Annotated in this window: 17 protein-coding genes; 11 read left to right on the forward strand and 6 right to left on the reverse strand. The window is 50.2% G+C overall.

Annotated features, from left to right (window positions below; genetic code table 11):
- Positions 1-344 precede the first annotated feature (344 nt).
- From BWI97_RS15430 to nadE, 4 genes are all read left to right on the forward strand, one after another.
- Positions 345-1247 (forward strand): ROK family protein, encoded by a 903-nt coding sequence (locus BWI97_RS15430; protein WP_094809236.1) that lies wholly within the window; start codon positions 345-347, stop codon positions 1245-1247.
- Positions 1248-1288: 41 nt separating this feature from the next.
- Positions 1289-1927 (forward strand): cysteine hydrolase, encoded by a 639-nt coding sequence (locus BWI97_RS15435; RefSeq protein ID WP_102201622.1) that lies wholly within the window; start codon positions 1289-1291, stop codon positions 1925-1927.
- A gap of 316 nt (positions 1928-2243) precedes the next feature.
- Positions 2244-2999, forward strand: a complete 756-nt coding sequence (locus tag BWI97_RS15440; RefSeq protein WP_146010952.1) for a hypothetical protein — start codon at positions 2244-2246, stop codon at positions 2997-2999.
- Between the two features lie 109 nt (positions 3000-3108).
- A complete protein-coding gene (nadE, locus tag BWI97_RS15445; protein ID WP_102201624.1) occupies positions 3109-5127 on the forward strand; it encodes an NAD(+) synthase in 2019 nt (672 codons plus the stop codon).
- A 317-nt stretch (positions 5128-5444) separates the two neighbouring features.
- Here the strand turns inward: nadE and BWI97_RS15450 are convergent, their stop codons facing one another.
- Complete coding sequence (locus BWI97_RS15450) at positions 5445-7172, reverse strand: glycoside hydrolase family 9 protein (RefSeq protein WP_102201625.1); 1728 nt, start codon at positions 7170-7172, stop codon at positions 5445-5447.
- Between the two features lie 158 nt (positions 7173-7330).
- Between BWI97_RS15450 and BWI97_RS15455 the strand changes: the two genes are divergently transcribed.
- The 5 genes from BWI97_RS15455 to BWI97_RS15475 all read left to right on the forward strand — a co-directional run bounded on the left by BWI97_RS15455 (position 7331) and on the right by BWI97_RS15475 (position 14633).
- Positions 7331-8092, forward strand: coding sequence for a type III pantothenate kinase (locus tag BWI97_RS15455; protein ID WP_102201626.1), 762 nt, complete (start codon positions 7331-7333; stop codon positions 8090-8092).
- A 99-nt stretch (positions 8093-8191) separates the two neighbouring features.
- Positions 8192-8803, forward strand: coding sequence for a TetR/AcrR family transcriptional regulator (locus BWI97_RS15460; protein WP_094809230.1), 612 nt, complete (start codon positions 8192-8194; stop codon positions 8801-8803).
- 103 nt (positions 8804-8906) lie between these two features.
- Positions 8907-10220 (forward strand): TolC family protein, encoded by a 1314-nt coding sequence (locus tag BWI97_RS15465; RefSeq protein ID WP_102201627.1) that lies wholly within the window; start codon positions 8907-8909, stop codon positions 10218-10220.
- Between the two features lie 14 nt (positions 10221-10234).
- On the forward strand, positions 10235-11284 hold the full coding sequence (locus BWI97_RS15470) for an efflux RND transporter periplasmic adaptor subunit (protein ID WP_102201628.1): 1050 nt from the start codon (positions 10235-10237) through the stop codon (positions 11282-11284).
- Positions 11285-11495: 211 nt separating this feature from the next.
- On the forward strand, positions 11496-14633 hold the full coding sequence (locus BWI97_RS15475) for an efflux RND transporter permease subunit (protein WP_102201629.1): 3138 nt from the start codon (positions 11496-11498) through the stop codon (positions 14631-14633).
- A 99-nt stretch (positions 14634-14732) separates the two neighbouring features.
- Here the strand turns inward: BWI97_RS15475 and dinB are convergent, their stop codons facing one another.
- Complete coding sequence (gene dinB / locus BWI97_RS15480) at positions 14733-15809, reverse strand: DNA polymerase IV (RefSeq protein WP_255402979.1); 1077 nt, start codon at positions 15807-15809, stop codon at positions 14733-14735.
- Between the two features lie 118 nt (positions 15810-15927).
- Between dinB and arfB the strand changes: the two genes are divergently transcribed.
- Positions 15928-16332, forward strand: coding sequence for an alternative ribosome rescue aminoacyl-tRNA hydrolase ArfB (gene arfB / locus BWI97_RS15485; protein WP_102201631.1), 405 nt, complete (start codon positions 15928-15930; stop codon positions 16330-16332).
- A gap of 37 nt (positions 16333-16369) precedes the next feature.
- The gene (gene pafA, locus BWI97_RS15490) at positions 16370-18022 is read left to right on the forward strand and encodes an alkaline phosphatase PafA (RefSeq protein WP_102201632.1); all 1653 of its coding nucleotides are present in this window, start codon (positions 16370-16372) and stop codon (positions 18020-18022) included.
- A 171-nt stretch (positions 18023-18193) separates the two neighbouring features.
- On the opposite strand, the gene BWI97_RS15495 is transcribed toward pafA, so the two are convergent.
- The 4 genes from BWI97_RS15495 to BWI97_RS15510 all read right to left on the reverse strand — a co-directional run bounded on the left by BWI97_RS15495 (position 18194) and on the right by BWI97_RS15510 (position 21892).
- A complete protein-coding gene (locus tag BWI97_RS15495) occupies positions 18194-19306 on the reverse strand; it encodes a Gfo/Idh/MocA family protein (RefSeq protein ID WP_102201633.1) in 1113 nt (370 codons plus the stop codon).
- 188 nt (positions 19307-19494) lie between these two features.
- Entirely contained in the window at positions 19495-20250 is a 756-nt protein-coding gene (locus tag BWI97_RS15500; RefSeq protein ID WP_102201634.1) for a hypothetical protein, read from the reverse strand.
- Positions 20251-20559: 309 nt separating this feature from the next.
- Complete coding sequence (locus BWI97_RS15505) at positions 20560-21354, reverse strand: thymidylate synthase (RefSeq protein ID WP_094809221.1); 795 nt, start codon at positions 21352-21354, stop codon at positions 20560-20562.
- A 76-nt stretch (positions 21355-21430) separates the two neighbouring features.
- Positions 21431-21892: an OsmC family protein gene (locus tag BWI97_RS15510; protein ID WP_094809220.1), complete on the reverse strand. Its 462-nt coding sequence runs from the start codon at positions 21890-21892 to the stop codon at positions 21431-21433.
- Between the last annotated feature and the right edge of the window lie 236 nt (positions 21893-22128).

Below are 22128 nucleotides of genomic sequence, written 5' to 3' on the forward strand. Positions count from 1 at the left end.
TGAGTGACCTAAAGCTCTTCAGCCTTAAAATAACGATACCCAATTATGAAATCACCTGTTTCCTCCAAATCCATTAGTCCAACGGACTATCTCATTGCAGCAGTTCTTTTTTTAGGTTTATTGTTGACCGTCTTTTCGTTCAGTCAGATTCACTAAGAATCGTTGGCTGTGTGGTAGCAAACTAGAATTTTAAGCGTATTCGTATACTCCCCTCTGTGCAGAWCCGTGCATAAACGATTCTGCCAGAGGTTTTTTTTTGCTGGTACTCGATTAAGTGCTGGTAAATTTGCCGACACGGGCAAAAGCCCTTTTATTCGCCTCTGCTTAACTAAACATTTCAAGTAGTGAATCATCTTTGGGGTATAGATTTGGGAGGCACTAAAATTGAGTGTGCCGTATTGAACGCCGATAACATCAAAGAGGTCCGGGTTCGCCGCCGGATTCCCACCGAAGCCGATCAGGGGTACGAACATATTCTTAACCAGATAGAAAAACTGGTTACTCAGGTTATTGAAGAGTTGGGAGAGCGGCCGGAGAAAATCGGATTTGCTACCCCCGGTACGCTCGATCCGGTTACGCAAACGATGCGGGGTTGTAATACCGTAGTAATGAATGATCAGCCCATGCAGAAAGATCTGGAAGCACGGCTGGGCGTACCTTGTCTGATTGCCAATGATGCCAACTGTTTTGCTTTAGCCGAGGCCCTTTTGGGTGCTGCACCCGAAGTACATCCGAAGGCTCAGGTTGTATTCGGTATCATCATGGGTACGGGCGTCGGTGGGGGCGTGGTGATCAACGGAAAAGTATGGGGCGGTCGCCAGGGCATTGGCGGCGAATGGGGCCACATCTTTCTGGATGAATCCGGTGGACCCTGCTACTGCGGAAATGTAGGTTGCGTCGAAACCGTATTATCAGGACCTTCGCTTCAACGTTTTTACACCCAGGAAGCTGGTGAAAAACGTAGTATGCCTGACATTTTGGCCCGCCATCAGGCCGGTACGGATCCGGCCGCAACGGCTACCGTTGAACGTATGCTGAATCAGTTTGGTAAGGCGTTGTCGATCATTACCAATTTGCTTGATCCGGACGTGATTGTAATTGGGGGTGGCGTCTCTAACATTGATCTGCTGTATACCGAAGGCGTACAGCGGGCTCAAAAGCACATCTTTACGCCTAAGCCTGACGTGTTAGTAGTGAAAAACGTGTTAGGCGATAGTGCGGGCGTTTTCGGAGCAGCTCTTTTGTAATAAATATCGCTCATTTATTCAAAATTAAACCTCGTACAGCCATGCAACTTTCAGCAGACCGGACGGCTCTCGTCCTGATTGAGTTTCAGAATGATTTTACGACGGAAGGAGGTGTTTTGCACGACGGCGTAAAGGCCGTTATGGATTCGACCCAGATGCTCCCGCATACCATCGAACTGGTTCGTCAGGCTCGGGAAGCGAGTGTACAGATTGTACACGTACCGATTTCTTTCACGGAAGATTACCATGAATTGAATCCGACGCCGTACGGAATTCTGAAAGGGGTGAAAGACGCCGGAGCTTTCAAGAAAGGAACCTGGGGTGCTGAAATTATTTCGGATCTGCATCCGCATCCCGAAGATATTATCATCGAAGGGAAACGGGGATTGTGTGGTTTTGCCAGTACGAACCTCGATTTTATCCTGCGAAGCCGAGGATTACAGAACATCGCTCTGGCGGGTTTTCTCACCAATTGCTGCGTGGAATCGACCATGCGGACGGCCTACGAAAAAGGTTATTACGTCATGACTCTGACCAATTGTTGTGCAACACTAAGTCAGGGGGAACACGACAACGCTCTGACCAAGGATTTTCCCATGTTTAGTCAGCCCATGACGCATCAGGAGTTTCTAAGCTCCGTAGGTACGGAAGTAGAGCTGGTAGGGAAAGGCTACGAATAGATAAAAACGCGACTCAGTACTGCTGAGTCGCGTTTTTTATTCTTACGGGAATGGAAAGCGGCAGTATTTATCCGCAGTAAAGCGAAGAATACGTAACGAATGAATCCTTTTGATACATTAAAAGATCTTCCTGAACGCTTTGTACCCATGAAACGGTACTGCTTAGGAAATCATAGGATTGCAGAGCTGATAGATCGGCTTGGAGCATCACATGCGACTACCAGCATGTAAATTTTTGCCCTTAACACCGCTTACACCTAATGATTAAAAGCCATATTTGAACGAAAAAGCTCTTCTTCAAAAAATTATCCGTGCAATGAAACGCCTATTTACCGCCTGTCTTTTGCTGGGAACGATCCAAGCGGGTCTGTCCCAAACGAACTTCAAATATCGGCCATCCGCCCATTCGCACAACGATTACGAACAAAGTAAACCCCTCGAAAACGCCTATGCTTTGGGCTTTGGCTCCATCGAAGCAGACGTGTACGTGCAAAACGGGGAATTGATGGTTGCTCACGAACGCAGCGAAATCAAGCCCGAGCGTACCTTTCGGCAACTGTATCTGACGCCCTTGCTCAAATTAGTACGGCAACACGAAGGTTATCCGTATCCGGGCCATCATCCCTTACAATTGATGGTTGATCTGAAGGATGCGGAAGCATTACCCTTGCTGGAACATTTGCTTAAATCGCATCAATTTGAACTCAAACAGGTTCGCTTTGTCGTGAGCGGTAGTATGCCTCGGCCCGAAGAATTCAAAAACTACGATGAGATTATTAGTTTCGATGGACGTCGGTCTCAGAACTATGGAGCTGATGTGAAGGCACGCGTACCCTTGATTAGTGCCGATTTTAAAGAATTTAGCACGCAGGCCTGGGATGGGACTACGCCGCTTTCGACGGATGTTGAAACGAAGTTGAAGGCTTTCGTTGCTCAGGCTCACGCCAATGGGCAGAAAACCCGCGTATGGGGAACTCCGAACACGGCTCTGGCCTACCAGACCCTTCAGAAAATCGGACTCGATTACATTGGCTCGGACCAACTCGACAAATTGGCGGCTACTCTCAACTAGTACGGTCGATTTGCGGCCTGGTGTAATCTTTTAGTAAACGGAATGGTTACTTCTCTAGCCGTTCGTACCGGATGGTGCGAGCGGTTTTTTCTATCGAAATTAATCGGGTATGAAGCTCATTAAATTAGCCGCAGGCGTAGTGAATACCATTCCGCTGGACTGGAATGGCAATCTTCAAAATATTCTTTCCTGTATTGAGGAAGCCCGTAATCAGGAGGTTACGCTGTTATGTTTACCCGAACTGAGTCTGAGTGGATACGGCTGCGAGGATATGTTCTACGCACCCTACGTAGCGGAAACGGCCCTGAGTCAGTTGCAGGAGATTGTTCCGTATACTTCCGATCTGGCCGTATCGGTGGGTTTGCCTTTAATGCTGAACAACAAGCTGTATAACGCTTCCTGTTTCATTGTTAATCGGCAGATTCGGGGCTTTGCACTCAAGAAAAATCTGGCTAATAACGGAATCCATTACGAAACCCGCTGGTTTCACGCGTGGTCAGCCGGGGATCGAACCAACGTAAAAATCAACGGCATTGACTATCCGGCGGGCGATCTGCTCTTCGAAGTAGCGGGAGCCAAGATCGGTTTTGAAATCTGCGAAGACGCCTGGATTGCCAACCGTCCCGGTCGCGAGTTGTACGCCCGTGGCGTGGACATTATTCTGAATCCTTCGGCCAGTCACTTTAGCTTCTTCAAAAGTCAGACTCGCGAACGGTTTGTCCAGGACGGGAGTCGCTCCTTCGGCTGCGTCTACGTGTACTCGAATCTGCTGGGTAATGAAGCGGGCCGGGCCATCTACGACGGCGATGCCATGATTGCCCAGTCGGGAGAGATGCTGGCTTCGGGTACGCGTTTCAGCTATACCGATCACTACATGGTCACAGCAACGGTCGATCTGGAAAAAGGTCGCCTCGAGCAAACGCAGAACCGGGCCGTATTCAGCAAAACCGCCGATGCGTTGATGGTTTCCGTACCTTTCCAGTGGCCCGAGATTCGTCCGGCCCGCAACCAGTACGTACTGGAAGACTGGGAAGCGAAAGGCTACCAAAAAGAAGAGGAATTTGCCCGGGCCGTATCGCTGGCTTTGTTTGACTACTTGCGGAAAAGTCGTTCACAGGGCTTTGTCGTATCGCTTTCGGGGGGAGCTGACTCGTCGGCCTGTGCTGCTCTGGTGTATCTGATGGTAGAGTTGGGCGTAGAAAGTATTGGAATCGAGCGATTCAAACAACGACTCAGCTACATTGAAAAAATTCAGCAGGCGACTTCGACCAAGGAAATCGTGCATGAACTGCTGTACTGCATCTGGCAGGGAACGGAAAATTCTTCGGCAGAGACGAAGTTTTCGGCAACCTCACTGGCCGAGGATCTGAACGCCCGTTTCTACGACGTCAACATCAATGGCCTCGTTGAAACCTACAAAGAACTCATCGAGTCGGGACTGGATCGTAAACTGAGCTGGGATACCGATGACATTGCCTTGCAAAACATACAGGCTCGGGTACGGGCTCCGAGTGCCTGGTTGCTGACTAATATTTACAACTGCTTGTTACTGTCTACCTCCAATCGTTCGGAAGCGTCCGTAGGGTATGCAACCATGGATGGCGACACGGCGGGCAGTATCTCACCGCTGGCAGGTATCGATAAAACGTTTCTTCGGAAATGGCTCCTGTGGCTGGAAGAAGTAGGGCTGGGGGGTACCCTGAAAGTGAAAGGCCTGAATGCCATGAACAACCTGCAACCCACGGCCGAGTTACGCCCCGCAGATCGGAAGCAAACGGATGAAGCCGATTTGATGCCCTACGAAGTGCTCAATGCGATTGAAACCTACGGCTTCCGTGATAAACAGCCGCCGAAGGAAGTTTTGAAAAAGCTGGAACTGGATTTCGAAGGCATCTATACGCGGGAAGAGCTGGTTGCCTGGACGGAACGGTTCTTCCGCCTCTGGAGCCGTAATCAGTGGAAACGCGAACGGTATGCTCCCAGCTTCCACATCGACGATCGGAACCTTGATCCCCGTACCTGGCTTCGTTTCCCCATTCTGTCGGGCGGTTTCGAAAAAGAACTGGCCGAACTGCGGGAAGAGGCGAATACTCCTTTGGGTCGCCGTCGGATTGGATTTGGAAATTAAAATAGCTCGGCTGGGTTTGCTGCCGTTGTGGAACGAGTAGGGTGGCATGATGATTATAATCGGGGTGAGCCTACTGAATTATTAAACGCAAAACGGCTCGGATGTTTGAACACATCCGGGCCGTTTTGTATCTATCAAATTACGAACAACCCCGGAGGGGTTTAATAACAATAGCCCCGTATGCAATACGTGGAATAAGCCCCGATTTAAAACCGTCCTGGAATGATCGGGATGGTATGGTCAAGCGTCTTCGACGCGTACCTCTAACCCTTCAAAAACGATCACAAATGACGATGGTCGCCCAATCGCCCTAAGCGTTAAAACTTCCCCTGCAACGCCTCCAACGCTATCGCCAGATACACCAGCGGAGCATTCCAGTTGATCGCAATTTCATTGGAAGCGTACGAGCAGACATCATCCGTAAACGAAACATCGGGTAACTTTGAAGGATACGTTGTACACTTATCCTGCTGCCCCGGATTGGGGCCGCCCGAAATCATACCGGGTACGGGGTCTACGACGCCATCCGCTTCCGACAAGCGATGGTGGGGATGCATCACCCGCTTACTGCCAAATCCCGTCAGGAGGCAGTAGCCCGTCGCATTTTGTCCGAGTAAATAATTCAGATTCGACAAGGCTCCCGCTAAATACTCTTTCCGTGGACTCAGTCGGTACGCGTGCAATAAAGCAATTCCCTGATTCGCCGCAACCGAACTGCTTCCCCAGATGAAATCTTTCGCTGTCTGACCCATTACGGTGGCGTTAGCACTGGCCGCATAGTCAGCCACCAACGCATCAGCTTCCTTCAGTAACAAAGCCCGCAGACCCGCCACTTCGCCCTGAGCCGCTTCGGGTAACTGCTTTTGCAAGCGGGTGAGGGTGTAGTAACCCAGCGTCCGAACCTGATTCCAGGAGGGCAGGGGAGCTTTTGGGTCGGGTAGCCAGGCCAGTCGGTACTGTTTGTCTTTCGTCAGGGCATACAACTCGGCGGCGGCCCAGATCCACTCATCGCTCACGTCGCGGTCGCCGTACGTACCTGTGCTAATGTCGGGATCGAAGGCTTTATTAATGGCATCCTGATCGTATAAAACTTTGGGGTTTTCCTTGGCCCAGTTCCAGGCCTGCACCGCCATGACCCGGCAGGAGTCCGACAGACCCGGCAAGGCTTTGGAAAAAGGCTTGAACACCCGGGCCGCCTGAGCCATCACCGCCGCAAAATCGAGCGTGGCGGCGGTACTTTTCTGAACGACGTACCGTACGGTATGAGCATTCTGCGGCATAATCATCCCATCGAATTTGGCGTTGGTGAGTTTATGATATACGCCACCGTCGTTAGGATCCTGCATGGTGAGCATCCAGCGAAGATTGACGAGTACTTCATCCAGCAGATCCGGAAGAGCATTCGTTTTCTCAGGAATGTCCAGCGAAAGTTTCTGAACAAAGGCAGGGTGATCTTCGTACAGCGAAAGCAACGTTCCAACCGTAATACCCGAGTTGACAATGTACTTGTTGTAGTCACCCGCATCGTACCAGCCGCCGGGCGAAGACAGTATGGTCCCCGCCGGACGCTCCTTCGATGCCGCCGAAGGGTGTACCACCACCTTCGTATCCGGATGACCTACGGGGCGGGCCCATTGGCCCGCGTAGGCTTTTGTTAGGGGGTCCGAAACCCGGTTGTAGTAAAACATCTTGATACTGGCCTGGGCGACGCTTCGGTGAATATTATTCTGAATTTTGAACGGATACGAAGTACCAACCTCCGGGATCACTAGCTGATAGGTACCGGGTTTTTGAAAAGCCGTAAAGTCAGCTACGCGGGTCTGTCGGGAGGCGTACGAATTGGTTCGTACTTCGCTCAGCGTACCCCGAAAGACGGTATCCCTTCCAGCTACCACCGCAAAGGTCCGACCGGTTTCGGGTACAATGGCCTGTTTCGGTGCGTTCGGATAAAAACCAACCTGATTGAGCTGAATGGATTCGGTGGGGGTCTGGGCCGCTAACGTACCGCTCGTGAGTAACAGGGAAAAAAGAAACCGGATACGCATACAAATGCTGGGTTTAGAGAAAGAATATACGCAAGATAAGGCGAGGCTTCAGGTACAGCAATTGCAAAGGTTCGCGAATCGACGAAATGTCGCTAAACGACTGTAGCTTTGTCCGGTTATTGCCGATTCGGCAACCGCTTCAACATTTAGATCACTGCATGTTTCTCGCCATCGACGTCGGTAATACTGACATTGTTTTTGGAATCCATTCGGGTTCGGGCTGGCGGTGCCAGTTTCGCATTCCCACCCATTATAGCACACGTTCGGCGGATTACGAAGTACGTGTACGTACGCTTTTTCTGGAAAATGATCTGAAAATCAGTGACATCACCCGGGTGGGTATTAGTAGTGTAGTGCCGGGGGAAACGGGTTTGATCCGTAGCCTGGTCACGGAATTATTTCTGCTTGAACCGTTTGTCGTAGGTCCCGAAATCTATCCAATGCTCGGCCTGGGCATCGCCAGCCCCCGCGAGATCGGGACCGATCTGGTGTGTAATGCCGTTTACGCCTGGGAGACGTATCGACAAAATAGTGTCGTCGTGGATTTTGGTACGGCTCTCACGTTTACCGTCGTCAGCGAAGCCCGGATTGTGGGCGTGAATATCGTACCGGGGATCAAAACGGCCCTACGTTCCCTCTTTGCCAATACCGCCCAATTGCCCGAAGTACCCCTGGAAATGCCCGCGTCAGCCATTGGGAAGGACACTGTACACGCCATTCAGGCCGGAATCCTGTGGGGTTACGTAGGTTTAGTGAAGGAACAATTATTTCAGATCCAGAAAGAAGTAGGACCGTGTAAGGTACTGGCTACGGGTGGTCTTTCCTCCGTTCTGAAACCTTTACACGAATTGTTTGAAGAAGTAGATATCAACCTAACGCTTAACGGTCTGAAAATCATTGGCGATACATTGTATAATTGAACTTTAAAAACAAATTCTATAATTGAACGTTTATTTTAAACGATTGTTTAAATTTTATTTGGAAGAAGCTATTCTTCTGGTTTTTATTTGCATCACTGTATGACGACCAACCAAAACGATACCGAGGAAAAGATTAAGGAAGCGGCTCAACGCATCTTCCTGGAGAAAGGTTATGAGGGTACAACGATTCGGGATATTGCCGAAGCGGCCCAGATCAATACGGCTTTGACGAATTACTATTTTCGAAGTAAGGAGAAGCTGTTCTGGCTGGTGTACGAATCCTTGTTGAAAGAGGCGATACAGAGTGTTCAGGCAATTCTGGACAAGCCCATTCCGATGGAAGAGAAGTTAATGGGATTGATCGATCACATGTTTGAAACGCAGGCGGCTAATCCTAATCTGTCCATGTTCCTGATGAACGAATGCCGTCGGGATCCGAAGAGTTTCGCGGAGAAGACGGGCGTCGGTTGTCACTTGCTGGAAGGCGGTTTCATCCAACAGTTTCAGGAAGAAGTAGAAAAGGGTACCGTCACGAATGTATCAGCGGAGCACATGCTACCGCTAATATTCGGGCTTATTCAGCAGATTTTTGTCGGACGGGAACTCCACATGCATTTATTTCAGGTCGACGAATCCGAATTCCTAACGTTTGCCCGCGAACAAAAGCGGATCATTAAAGACATGCTCTGTACGTATTTGTTCAAGAAATAGATTAGTCTTTTTTCCCCTATATAAGCCCCGGTTTACGTGGGGCTTTTCTTTTAACCCTGATTTAAACAAACGTTTAAATTATTTATTTTAATCAAATAATACAATGTTACGCCTTCCCCTGATTGTTTGCCTATTCCTGCTCAGTTCGGGCGTTTGGGCTCAGAAACTGACGCTGGCCGACCTAACCGACAGAGCTCTGACGCACAATCTGGACGTCCGGTCTATCCAGCTCGAACGCGAGATTACGGACGCTCGGATCAAAGAAGTCCGTTCGTCCGCCCTACCGCAGGTGAATTTTGCGGGCGACTACAAGTATTATATCAAGATTCCGGCTCAGGTCATTCCATTATCGGCTTTTGGAGGTCCGGAAGGATCGTATTCGGCGGCGGCGTTTGGACTGCCCTGGAACCTGGGAAGTACGGTGCAAGCCAATCAGATTCTGTATAATCCTTCACTGATGATTGGTTTGAAAGCCGCAAAAGTGGGTCGGGAAGTCGCTGATTTACAGATTCGCCGGACCAGAGAAGACATCGCCTATAATGTCGGAGCTACGTATTTCAACGCTCAGACCGTTGCCCAACAGGTTCAGTTTCTCGAAGGAAACATCAAGGCCCTGGACCGCTCCATTCAAATTACGGATTTGCAGTTTCAGCAACAGATGGCCAAGGGCATCGACGTAGATCGGCTGCGGCTGAATAAGGTTTCCATGCAAACGCAGATTGAATCGCTGAAAGCCGATTACGCTCGCATGTTGAATATGCTCAAGTTTCTGGCCGGTATTCCACAGACCGAAACGATCGAAATCGAACAACGAATCGAGGAAACGACGATTGTCGTACCGACGGCCGAAGAAAGTGGACTGAACCGCACCGAACTACTGTTGCTGGATCGCCAGCAGGTGGCGAATACCTTAGAGCAACGCAACATCAAAGCGGGGTTTCTGCCGACGGTTTCTGCGTACGGCGTAGCCAATCACAGCGTATTTGCCATCGGTGGCAACGAGTCTTACATCAAAGGTATTCCCGCGTACTGGCTGGGCTTACAGGTGAACTGGAGCATTTTCGATGGATTCACCCGCCGCAACAAGCTGGCTCAGAAACAACTGGAAGGGCAACAGTTATCGCTCGATCTTCAGAAGACGAAGGAATCCATCAGTATGGACATTTCGAATGCTCGTACACAGATGACCGTTCAGCAGCAAAACCTGAAAACGTCCGATGAACAGGTGCGACTGGCTCAGAAAGTATACGAGCAAACGCAGTTGCAATTCAAGGAAGGAACGATTGACATCAGTAACCTCATCCAGACGGAAAATTCCCTGCGGGAAGCTCAAAATAACTACCTGAGTTCGTTGGTCAAACTCCGTACGGCCGAACTCGACTGGCGGAAAGCAACCGGAAATCTCATCACTAAATAGATCAAAACACTCCTATGAAACGAATAATTGTAGCCATTGCCCTCGTGTCTACACTGGGGCTGACGGCCTGGAAATTGCTGGACAACAAGGAAAAAGTTGCCGAAAAAGTATACAAACCCAATCCAAACCTGAAAGTGGGCGTGCGTACGGCCAAGGCCGAAGTACGCGACCTATCCCTCGAATCGCAGTTTTTAGGTTCGTTTGAGGCGAATCGGGAAATTGAAATTCGTCCGCAAGCCGGGGGTGAAATTGTCCAGTTACCCATCGTGGAAGGACAGGCCGTAGGAGCCGGAAAGCTCGTGGCCAAGCTCGACGACGATCAGCTTCGCTACCAGATTGAAGCTCTGGAAGTACAGATTGAAGGGTACAAAAATGACCTGAAACGCTACGAAGCGTTGGTGAAAGGGGACGCAACGCCCGCGGTCAACATCGAGAAAACGCAGCTCAACATTCGGGCTACGCAGGCTCAGGTGAAGCAGTTGCAGAAACAATTGGCGAATACGACGATTACGGCACCGTTTTCGGGTATCGTAACGTCCAAAATGGTCGAGAAAGGATCAGTCGTTTCACCGGGTACGCCATTGGCGAAAGTAACGGATATTTCTACGCTGAAACTGGTCGTACAGGTCCCGGAAAAAGCCATCAACCAATTCCGGATGGGCCAAAGTATTGCGGTGAAAACCGAGGTCTACCCCGATACCGAATTTAAAGGCCGGGTTTCTCTGATCGGTGCTCAGGGCGATGCGGCTCATAATTATCCCATCGAAATTTCGGTAGCCAATTCCAGTGCTCATGCCTTACGGGCGGGTATGTACGGCACGATTGCCAATACCAGCGAACTGAAAGGTCAGAGTCTGTCCGTACCGCGTCAGGCGATCATCGGTTCGACCAAACAGCCGCAACTGTACGTGGTTGAAAACGGAACAGCTATCCTGCGTGACGTACAAATCGGAGCCACGACGAACGATTACTACGAGATTACGAAAGGCTTGCAGGCGGGCGAACAGGTCGTCGTTAGTGGACAAATCAACCTCCAGAACGGTACCCCGGTGGTTGCTCAATAAGGTAGTTTGAATAGTTTAAGAAGGTTTGAAAAAAGTTAAGGGGTTGGAAAGAAGGTGAACTGGAATGGTTTGACTGGGAGAACAGAAGAAGCCATTCGGCAGAGCGAAAGGAATACCAAATCTCATACCCTCAAACGAATCAAACCTTCTTAAACCATTCTAACAACTTCCAACCACCCGTCAAACCTTTCCAGTACAACCAGCACAGGATATGAATTTTATAGAAACCATCATCAAGCGGCCTTCCATGATTATCGTACTGTTTGCGATACTCACGCTGGGAGGGTTTGCTTCGTATCGGCTGCTCAGCTACGAGCTGATGCCCGAGTTTTCCATTCCGGTCGTAACCATTACTACGGTGTACCCGGGTGCGGCTCCCTCCGAAGTGGAATCGGAAGTAAGTAAGAAAATCGAGGACGCCGTATCGGGCCTCGACAATATCGATAATATTACCACCAAGTCGCTGGAAAGTGCTTCGCTGGTGATTGTGGAATTCAAAGCGGGTACGGACATTGACAATGCTCTGGATGAAACCCAGCGGAAGATCAACAACATGGTGAGCGACCTTCCAGACGATGCCGAAACGCCTTCGCTGTCCAAAATCTCACCCAGTGATCAGCCGATTATGCAGTTACTGGCCACGTCCAGCCTGCCCAACGAAGTATTCTATCAGCAGGTGGAGGATCGGTATCTGCCCCTGATGCAACAGGTACCCGGCGTCGCTGAAATCACAATGGTGGGGGGTGATAAACGCGAAGTACGGGTGAACGTCAACGACGATAAACTCAACTATTACGGCATATCACTGCTTCAGGTAACCCAGGCCATTAATCAGGCCAACATGGAATTCCCGACGGGGAAAGTCAAAAGCTCGTCCGAGCAGATTACGCTGAAGCTGGCCGGTAAGTTTTCCTCCATGGATGACATTCGGAATCTGGTGGTGGCAACGCCCCCCAACGGAAGTCCGATTCGCGTAAAAGACGTGGCTACGGTCACGGATGGACTGGCCGATACGGAAAGCATCAGTCGTTTCAACGGACAAAACGGGATTGGGATGTTCATTAAGAAACAATCCGATGCCAACGCGGTGGAAATCAGTCGCCTGATTCAGGAACGACTGGCAACCATTGAAAAAGAGAACGCCAAAGACAACGTACATTTTACGATTGCCTATGACAGCAGCACGTTCACGCTGGAGTCTGTGGAGGCCGTTACGCACGATTTGATTCTGGCCGTGGTACTGGTGGCAGTCGTGATGCTGCTCTTCCTGCACAGTATCCGGAACGCCATTATCGTCATGATTTCTGTACCGGCTTCGCTGGTTTCGGCCTTCCTTTTCATGTACGTGATGGGCTATTCACTCAACCTGATGACCCTGCTGGCCCTTTCGCTGGTAATCGGTATTCTGGTCGATGACTCGATTGTAGTACTGGAAAACATTCAGCGGCACCTGGAGATGGGTAAAAATCGCTGGCAGGCGACGCTCGATGGGGTGAAGGAAATTGGCTTTGCGGCCGTAGCTCTGACGCTGGTGATTGTGGTGGTATTCGTGCCCATTACCATGGTTAGCTCCATCATTGCTGACTTATTACGCCAGTTCTCATTGACAGTAGCGTTTTCGACGATGGTTAGTTTGCTGGTCAGTTTTACGCTGACGCCGTACCTGACGTCCCGAATTGCTCGGCTGGAACACCTGAATCCGAAGAATCCCTTTCACGCTTTTCTGTTGTGGTTTGAACGCGGACTGACGGGCTTGTCCAACTGGTACCAGCGTACCCTCGTTTGGGTAATCGGTCACAAAATCGCCTTTACCGGAATCCTGATCGCCATTTTCGTGGCAACGGGCTGGGTGATGGGTCTGGGTATTATCGGACAGGAATTCGTGGCTCAGGGCGATCAGGGCAAGTTTCTGCTGACGATGAAACTGGATAAAAGTGCTTCCCTGCAGCAAAACAACCTGACGGCCCGTAGCATTGAAGATTACCTGCGGAAGAAACCGGAAGTAGAAACCATTTTCGCCAACGTGGCGGGTGCCAGTACGGGCATGTCGAGTACGGGTCAGGGCGAAACCAACCGGACGGAGTTAACCATTGAGCTGGCTCCGGCGGAAGAGCGACCGAACCAGTTGCCGACGGAAAAGTACATGATTGAAACGCGTAAGGAGCTGTCGGAGCGTTTCCCGGGTATTGAATTTACCTCTTCCGTAATCGGGATGGTCAACTCCGGAGGTTCACCGATTGAAATGATTCTGAGCGGGGATAACCTCGACGAGTTAATGAAAACCGCAGGGCAGGTAGCCGATCGCCTGAAGAAGACGCCGGGTGCCAACGATGTGAAGGTTTCAGTAGAAGCCGGAAATCCCGAAGTACAAGTGAACATCGACCGGGAGAAGATGGCAAAACTGGGCCTGAACATTCAGACCGTAGGTGGCTTGCTGCAAAACGCCTTTGCTGGTAACGATGATTCGAAATACCGCGAGGGTAGCGAAGATTACGACATTCGGATTATGCTGGACGCCTTTGACCGGAAAGATCCCGAAGCGGTGAAGAACATTACCTTCTTCAGCCCGATCGCGAATCGTCCGGTACGGCTGGCCGAGTTTGCCGACGTGCGTCTGGGTAGCGGGCCTTCGTTGCTCGAACGTAAAAATCGCCGTACCTCCGTTACGATTACGGGGAATACGCTTGGCGTAGGATCCGGTACGCTGATCAACACGATCAATGAAGATCTGGCGAAAAATCCGCTTCCGGCTAACGTGACGCTGAGTTGGGGTGGAGACGCCAAGAGTCAAAGTGAAGGATTCGGCTCGTTGGGACTCGCCATGGTGGCCGCTCTGATGCTAGTGTACTTCATCATGGTCTTGCTGTACGACAGCTTTATTTATCCGCTGGTCGTATTGTTCTCCATCCCCGTGGCCATCATTGGAGCGATGATTGCTCTGGCTCTGTCGTCCTCCAACATGAGCATCTTCGCGATGCTGGGTATGTTGATGTTGATGGGTCTGGTTATGAAAAACGCCATTTTGATTGTGGACTTTGCCAACCAGCTCAAAGCTCAGGGCATGCATTACAAGGAGGCCATCATTCACGCCGGAGAAGAACGTCTGCGACCCATTCTGATGACCACCATCGCCATGGTAATCGGGATGTTACCCATTGCTATGGCGGCCGGGGCTGGTTCGGAGTGGAAAAACTCCTTGGCCTGGGTGTTGATTGGTGGATTAACCAGTTCGATGATTTTGACCATATTCCTGGTACCCATGATTTATTACCTAGTCGATCGGGTTCGGGAAAAGTGGGGGAGTAAGCAAAAGAAAAAAGTAGAAGAATTAGAGTCAGTACCTGTTTAAGCCGTGAAAACAAGGGTGTCTTTCGAAAGGAGGGCACCCTTTTATTTGGGTAAGAGCGGGTTAAAAAGAGTGAACCGAATTTCAACCCGACCCAAATCTTCAAAAATGAAATGTCAGCTGCCGCCCATCCCATTCATCCGCCCGCTCCAGATTCGACAGCGTGACCCCCATAAGCCGAATCCCCATGCGGAGGGGGAAAATCCCCTCGAACAGCTCCCGTACCATGCGTTCGTAAAAGGCCTGTTCGGTAATGGGTTGCAGACTCGTTCGACTGCGGGTAATTTGCTCGAAATCGCCGAATTTTACTTTCAGCGTTACCGTTTTGCCGTACGCCTGAGCCCGCTCGGCTCGTCGCCACACTTCCTCCGTAATCGGCCAGAGTTCATTCAGTAATAATTCCACGTCTTCCAGATCCGTCGAAAAGGTTTCTTCAGCTCCGATGGACTTCCGAATTCGGTCGGGATTGACTAGCCGATCATCCTGTCCCCGGGCAATCTGGTAGTACCAGCGGCCCACTTTTCCGAAATGTTTCACCAGTACCTCCAGCGGCTGGGCCTTCAGATCGGCTCCGGTAAAAATGCCCATCTTGTGCATTTTCTCGGCGGTAACCTTACCAATGCCGTGAAAATCCTTGACGTGTAAGCCCGCCACAAACGCTTCTGCCTGTTTGGGTTTAATGATGAAAAGACCATCCGGCTTGTTATAGTCGGAGGCGATTTTGGCCAGAAATTTATTAAACGATACGCCCGCCGAAGCCGTCAGTCCGGTTTCCGCCCGAATCTGGTCTTTGATCTCCTGAGCAATCTGCGTAGCCGTCTCGATCCCTTTCAGGTTTTCCGTAACGTCGAGGTAGGCCTCATCCAGCGAAAGCGGTTCAATCACAGGTGTATAACGGGCGAAAATCTCACGGATTTGAACCGAAACTGCCTTGTATACGTCAAATCGCGGCCGGACAAAAAGCAGGTGTGGACACTTACGCAAGGCCGTTACCGAGGCCATGGCCGAGCGAACGCCGTACTTACGGGCTTCGTAGCTGGCCGCCGCCACCACCCCCCGTTCGCGACTACCACCCACGGCCAGCGGTTTCCCCCGCAGCTCCGGATTATCCCGCTGTTCGACGCTGGCATAGAAGGCGTCCATGTCAATATGTATGATTTTCCTAAATGTTGCCAAAATTCAGTATGTACCTTTGGGATGTTTTCAGTTTGCTGTTTTCCGTTTTCAATTTCTGGGTACGTACCTGACAGAAATTGATTCATAACTGAAAACTAAAAACCGTAAACTGAAAACTAAAATGTTACCCGATCTATACCCCGAACTCCAATTTCAGACCAGTCGTTCCTCCGGACCGGGTGGTCAGAATGTAAATAAGGTTGAAAGCAAAGTGGAAGTTCGTCTCAATATTCAAACTTCCCAAATTCTAACGGATGAGCAAAAACAGAAGTTATTCCAACGTCTGGCCTCGCAGCTCAGTACCCAGGGTGAACTCATTATAACGGCTCAGCAATCGCGTAGTCAGCTGACGAATAAAGAACAGGCCGTCAAGAAGTTATACGCGGTTCTGGAGAAAGCTTTTCGTGAGCCCCGAACCCGCAAACCTACCAAGCCCACCAAAGCTTCCACGCAGGAAAGGCTCCAGTCCAAACGGCTGGCTTCGGAGCGGAAAGCGTCCCGTAGTCGCAAAAACTGGGAAGAGTAAACGCCTTATTATTAATTTTGTTACAAACGATTTCCACATGCATTCTTTCAAACTTAGTTTTCTATTGCTGCTAAGTCCGCTGTTGTTAGTGGCACAAACCAAGAAAAGCGTTCAGCGAACCATGCCTGACCGTCCCAAACTGGTGGTAGGGATTGTGGTCGATCAGATGCGATATGACTTTCTGTTCCGGTATTCAGAGAAATACGGGAAAGGCGGTTTCAAGCGGCTCTTAGGCGAAGGCTTCAACTGTGCGTACACGCATTACAACTACATGCCGACGATCACGGCACCCGGACATACTTCCATTTATACGGGCTCCGTTCCGGCTATTCACGGGATTGCAGGAAATGATTGGTTCGACCGTAGTTTAGGTCGGGAAGTATACTGTACGGAAGATACGTCGGTCGTTACGGCGGGAGGGAACCCTTCACCAGCCGGTCGGATGTCACCCCGCAATGTACTCGCCAGTACGATTACCGATCAGCTGAAAATCGCGACCAACTTTAAATCAAAAGTCATTGGCGTTTCACAGAAAGATCGGGGAGCCATCATTCCGGCGGGACATACGGCTGATGGAGCCTACTGGTTCGATTCCCGCGACGGAAGTTTTATCACCAGTACGTTTTACATGAAAGACGTTCCGCAGTGGGTAAAAAACTTTAATGCGAAAAAACTGGCGAATAAATACCTGGAAAAACCCTGGACGACGCTGTTACCCATCGAGCAGTATACTGAAAGTACGGCCGATGATATGCCGTACGAACAGCCGATTCCGGGCGAAAAGAAACCCGTATTCCCGCACGAAGTAGGCGGTACGTTCCAGGGCTTCTACGAGAATTTCCGGAAAACGCCTTTTGGTAACAGTATTACGAAAGACTTTGCTCTGGAGGCCCTCAAAAACGAGAAGCTGGGTAAAGGCAGCGTAACGGATTTTCTGGCCGTCAGTTTCTCCTCGACGGATTACGTAGGTCACAGTTTCGGTCCTAACTCGATTGAAACGGAAGATACCTACCTGCGGCTAGATAAGGATATTGAAGAATTACTAACCTTCCTCGATAGCTGGGTGGGTAAAGATAACGTACTCGTTTTCCTTTCGGCGGATCACGGCGTAGCGGACGTAGTGGGCTTCTCGAACGAACACCACATTGCTGCCGGTTCGCTGGATAAAGTAACGGTAAAGGCCCGGAACGTACTGAACAAAGCCTACGGTGAAGCCGACTGGATTCAGTACTACGGCAACTACCAGTTATACCTGAACCCAGCCGTACTAAAAGCGAAAAAACTGACGTATTCGGATGTTTATCCCATGCTGCGTGATTCCATCGTGCAAATGAAAGGGGTCGCTAACTTCATCAATCTGCATTCGCTGGAAGCCGTTTCCATGAACGATAATCAGGCGTACTTCGTGAAGAATGGCTATCACCCGCGTCGGGGTGGTGACTTTATGCTCGTCTCCGAACCCGGCTGGCAGGATGGCTATACCAAAGCAGGTACGGGCCACGGAACGCTCTACAACTACGATTCACACGTACCCTGCCTGTTCTACGGCTGGAAAATTCCGCACGGTCGTACGGGAGCTTCCACGTACGTAGCCGACATTGCCGCCACCGTATCCTATCTACTCGACATCCTCGAACCCAGTGGCTGCGTAGGCAAACCGGTACTGGACATGGTGGGGCAAATTAAGTAGTTTTCAATTTACGGTTTTCTGTTTTCAGTTAATGAAAAGGCCTGTCTTTGAGTATACTCCTCAAAGACAGGCCTTTCTTTGTGAAACATTGTGTCTTGGTGCCTTCGTGGCAAAGCATCCTTTCTAACACTGATCTATACTGAAAACAGAAAACCGTAAACTGAAAACGGATCAAAGTTTAAGATTCTCCTTTTTCCCCGATTTCACCGCTGCATAGATCGCGTCGATAATCTTCAAATCTTTTACGCCTTCTTCACCATCGACAGGTACCATGGGTTGTTTACCCTGAAGAATAATCGCCGCCATTTCGTCCATCTGTACGGTCTGGTGCGTCACGATGGGCTGATTCAGTTCCCCTTTGTGGGTCCGGCCTTTGATGGGACCGTATCCTGTCGCGGGAAACAATTCTGCGAAACCATTATCACCCGTCAGGAAGAAACGATCCAGGTTGTTGATGTTGTAACTCGACAGACAGGACGCTACGGCTCCGCCGGGAAAGCCCAGCTGGAACGTGATCGTTTCATCGACGCCTTCCTTGAATTTCTGCGGATCGGTTTTTGTCTCCTGAGCCGTCACCCAGATGGGTTCTTCGCCCACCATATACCGCGAACCGTTGATGGCGTAAATCCCAATGTCCATCATGGCACCACCGCCCGCGAGTTGCTTGTTCATTCGCCACTGACTGGGGTCGCCGATTTTAAAGCCAGAAAGTCCCTGGAAGAAGGTAATTTTTCCGAGTTCACCCGCTTTTCGCATCCGCACGATTTCCAGCGTATGTGGCTCGAAGTGCATCCGATAACCTACCAGTAGCTTGACGTTGGCTTTCTTACAGGCTTCTACCATTTCCTGGCCTTCCTTGGCATTGATGGCCATCGGTTTTTCACAGATCACGTGCTTACCGGCCTTGGCTACACGAATGACCTGATCGTGGTGCAAGGCGTTGGGCGTAATGACGTAAACGGCATCGATGTCTGCATTATTCTTGATCTGGTCGAAGTTCTCGTAGTTATAACAGTTCTTTTCGGGAATCTTGTATTTCGACTGCCAGTCTTTAATCTTCGACGGCGTACCGCTGATAACGCCTACCAGTTTCGCCATTTTACTGGATTGCATGGCCTCTGCCACGCGGCTACCGTAACCACCCAGACCCATAATGGCCACGCGTAAGACGGGGCCATCGTAGGGCTTGCTGTAAAATTCGTCCAGCGAAGTAGCCGTGGGCAAAAAAGGTAAGGTAATGGCCGAAGCCGTCAGCTTTTGTAGAAAGTCGCGACGTGAATGCATAGAGAAATGTTTTAGCTTGAGGTTAAACAGGCGAGTCGGCGGACCGACGGATACGCACTCAAAAATGAGTTTTTCTTATTGAACCCTCAACACCTTTGGCGAAAATCCTGTACCAGCAATGAGTCTAAAACAATCGGTCTCCCAAAGACGTATCAATTTCCGCAGCAGCAGCGGTCAGAGCCAGGGGACTACTTTAAAAACTTTAACGTCAACAGGTTGGTCAGTGAAGAAAAGAGTAGGGCTACACTATACGCCACCCATAGAGACGAATGCGGTAGTAACAAGCCCACGCCGTACAGAAAAGCCGCAAAACCAAAGCCGGAGCTAACCATTCCCCGCAGAATACGGGCACACTGGGCAGGCCCCTGCTGGATGTGCGTAAATACGGCCAGACAGGTCGTCATGATCGGAAAAGGAGTAAGCAGCCCACTCCAGACCGGGCCCGTCCAGGCCGCCAGTTGCGTAATTCCCGCGACAAAAACCGTGGCAACCAGCATCCGCAAAGGCAAATCAAAACGTGGTGGAGGCGAAATATGCGTTGGAACAGCAGGCCGTGGAAACTTCCAGTAAATCAGTGCAATGAACACTAACAAAGCCACGAATAAAACGTGTATACTGCCCGAGTAAAACTGGCCCAGATACAACGAAACAAAAATCATCGCGTAGCATCCCATCAACAGGGGAAACCAGTGCAGGCGTGCGGCTCCTTTCGCGTAGAGCCAGGCAAAAGCATAGGTGGAAAAGCAGCCGAGAAGAGAACCCGCCGCCGACTGAGCCGCAAAACCCTTACTCTGTTCCAGAGCCAGAAAAATTGAAATAGGACCCGCAATCCAGGGAAAACCACCCAGCCATCCGCCCACCACATTTCCCCAGCGACGGGCGGCCAGCGTAACGCCACCAATCAGCGAGGGCATGAGAATCAGTTTAAGGAGAAGGGTGGTCATGGCAGGTAAGAAAGGCGTTTGATCGAGTTTGAGTTAGTTGGATGGGTTTCAAAAGTTTAACGTATTAAAACCCTCAAACCCCGAAGGGGTTCAATCGAATTAGCCAGGGGTACAACCCCTGGTCCTGTCACGGTAATGGGCAACCTGATACGTTCATCTTTTTACGTTGGTTAACCACACTACTCCTGGTTTTGCTAAAAACAGGTGCAAGTTCTAGATCTTATACCAAGAAAAGCCCCAAGCATACCAACAAAAAGCCACGAGACAACGTCGTATCCCGTGGCTTTATCACAACGCTGTAGTCCTGACTTATACCGCAACCGGAGCCTTGATGGCTGGCCAGGGATCGTAGTTTTCCAGCTTGAAATCTTCGTATTTAAATTCAAATAAGTCGGTCACGTCCGGATTTAGTCGCATGGTAGGCAGGGGTCGTGGTTCGCGACTCAATTGTAGCTCTACCTGTTCGAGGTGATTGAGGTACAGGTGCGTATCGCCACCCGTCCAGATGAAATCGCCGAGTTCGAGGTTCGTGACCTGAGCAATCATCATTGTCAGCAACGCGTAGCTGGCAATGTTGAATGGTACGCCCAGGAACACATCCGCACTGCGTTGGTACAACTGGCAGGAAAGTTTGTTATCAGCTACGTAAAACTGAAACAGGGCATGGCAGGGTTGCAAGGCCATCTGTCCAAGGTCCGCAGGGTTCCAGGCTGAAACCAGGATACGACGGGAATCGGGTGATTTGCGGAGCAGATCCACGGCCTGGGTAATCTGGTCAATAATCTGACCGTCGGGCCCTTCCCAGCTCCGCCACTGTTTGCCGTATACGGGACCGAGGTTTCCTTCGGCGTCGGCCCATTCATCCCAGATGCTTACGCCGTTTTCTTTCAGGTATTGAATATTGGTTTCGCCTTTCAGGAACCACAAAAGTTCATGAATGATCGATTTGGTATGGACCTTCTTCGTCGTAACCAGGGGAAATCCCTCGGCCAGATTGAATCGCATCTGGTAGCCAAATACGGAAATGGTGCCCGTGCCGGTACGATCCGTTTTTCGGGTACCGTGGTCAAGAATATGCTGAAGTAGATCCTGGTATTGTTTCATTGATACTGGTGCTGAACGTCGGTTGACTCCTTCTGGAAGTCTGGGTTCAGGCGGCAAAGGTAACACTTCTTAAACTTTACTCAGCCAGACTATCCGCCTGAATTTCCTGAGGACTCAGCCCTTCGATACTCACCGAATGAGTGATTTCCGCAGACTGAGCAAACTGAGCCGTAGCCGAGCAGTATTTTTCCATGGAAAGTTTGATGGCCCGTTCGGCTTTTTCCTCACTAACGTTGCCTTTAATGGAAAAATGCACATTAATCTTCCGGAAGGGACTCATCTCCGTGCCTTCAATTTTTTCCCGTTCTCCCGAAACACTCACCTTCACATCGTCAATTTGCAGACGCTGTTTTTTCAGAATCAGAATGACATCAATAGCCGAGCAACCGCCCAGCCCCATCAGCAGAAGTTCCATGGGTCGAACACCGGCATTATGACCGCCCACGGCTTCTGAAGCATCTATGGAAACTTTGGCCTCCGAAGAGCCGGAAGCCTGAAAATGAAAGGCGTCATCAACGCGAACTAATTCAACTTGCATGATAGGAGGGATTTTACCGTTTTAGGTCTACCTGTTTCAACACTGGATTAACAACGTTCCTGCAAAAGTAGTTTGCTTGTCCTGTTAATTGGTATGGGAAGGTTCATCGTTTAATGAAACGCTGCTCTACTGGTGCAGGTTTCCAAACCTGTACCTATAACTCGGCAGGTTCTTACCTGCCTTCTCCGTCTAAATGAACTAGGTGATAATCCGGCAGTTGAAAACTGCCAGATGGT

Origin of the sequence: Siphonobacter sp. BAB-5405, assembly GCF_002872335.1 — a bacterium.
GTDB lineage: Bacteria > Bacteroidota > Bacteroidia > Cytophagales > Spirosomataceae > Siphonobacter.

Coding starts and splice junctions, on each gene's coding strand:
- BWI97_RS15435 (WP_102201622.1), top strand. CDS start 1,289: ATGCAACTTTCAGCAGACCGGACGGCTCTCGTCCTGATTGAGTTTCAG.
- BWI97_RS15440 (WP_146010952.1), top strand. CDS start 2,244: ATGAAACGCCTATTTACCGCCTGTCTTTTGCTGGGAACGATCCAAGCG.
- nadE (WP_102201624.1), top strand. CDS start 3,109: ATGAAGCTCATTAAATTAGCCGCAGGCGTAGTGAATACCATTCCGCTG.
- BWI97_RS15450 (WP_102201625.1), bottom strand. CDS start 7,172: ATGCGTATCCGGTTTCTTTTTTCCCTGTTACTCACGAGCGGTACGTTA.
- BWI97_RS15455 (WP_102201626.1), top strand. CDS start 7,331: ATGTTTCTCGCCATCGACGTCGGTAATACTGACATTGTTTTTGGAATC.
- BWI97_RS15460 (WP_094809230.1), top strand. CDS start 8,192: ATGACGACCAACCAAAACGATACCGAGGAAAAGATTAAGGAAGCGGCT.
- BWI97_RS15465 (WP_102201627.1), top strand. CDS start 8,907: ATGTTACGCCTTCCCCTGATTGTTTGCCTATTCCTGCTCAGTTCGGGC.
- BWI97_RS15470 (WP_102201628.1), top strand. CDS start 10,235: ATGAAACGAATAATTGTAGCCATTGCCCTCGTGTCTACACTGGGGCTG.
- BWI97_RS15475 (WP_102201629.1), top strand. CDS start 11,496: ATGAATTTTATAGAAACCATCATCAAGCGGCCTTCCATGATTATCGTA.
- arfB (WP_102201631.1), top strand. CDS start 15,928: ATGTTACCCGATCTATACCCCGAACTCCAATTTCAGACCAGTCGTTCC.
- pafA (WP_102201632.1), top strand. CDS start 16,370: ATGCATTCTTTCAAACTTAGTTTTCTATTGCTGCTAAGTCCGCTGTTG.
- BWI97_RS15495 (WP_102201633.1), bottom strand. CDS start 19,306: ATGCATTCACGTCGCGACTTTCTACAAAAGCTGACGGCTTCGGCCATT.
- BWI97_RS15500 (WP_102201634.1), bottom strand. CDS start 20,250: ATGACCACCCTTCTCCTTAAACTGATTCTCATGCCCTCGCTGATTGGT.
- BWI97_RS15505 (WP_094809221.1), bottom strand. CDS start 21,354: ATGAAACAATACCAGGATCTACTTCAGCATATTCTTGACCACGGTACC.
- BWI97_RS15510 (WP_094809220.1), bottom strand. CDS start 21,892: ATGCAAGTTGAATTAGTTCGCGTTGATGACGCCTTTCATTTTCAGGCT.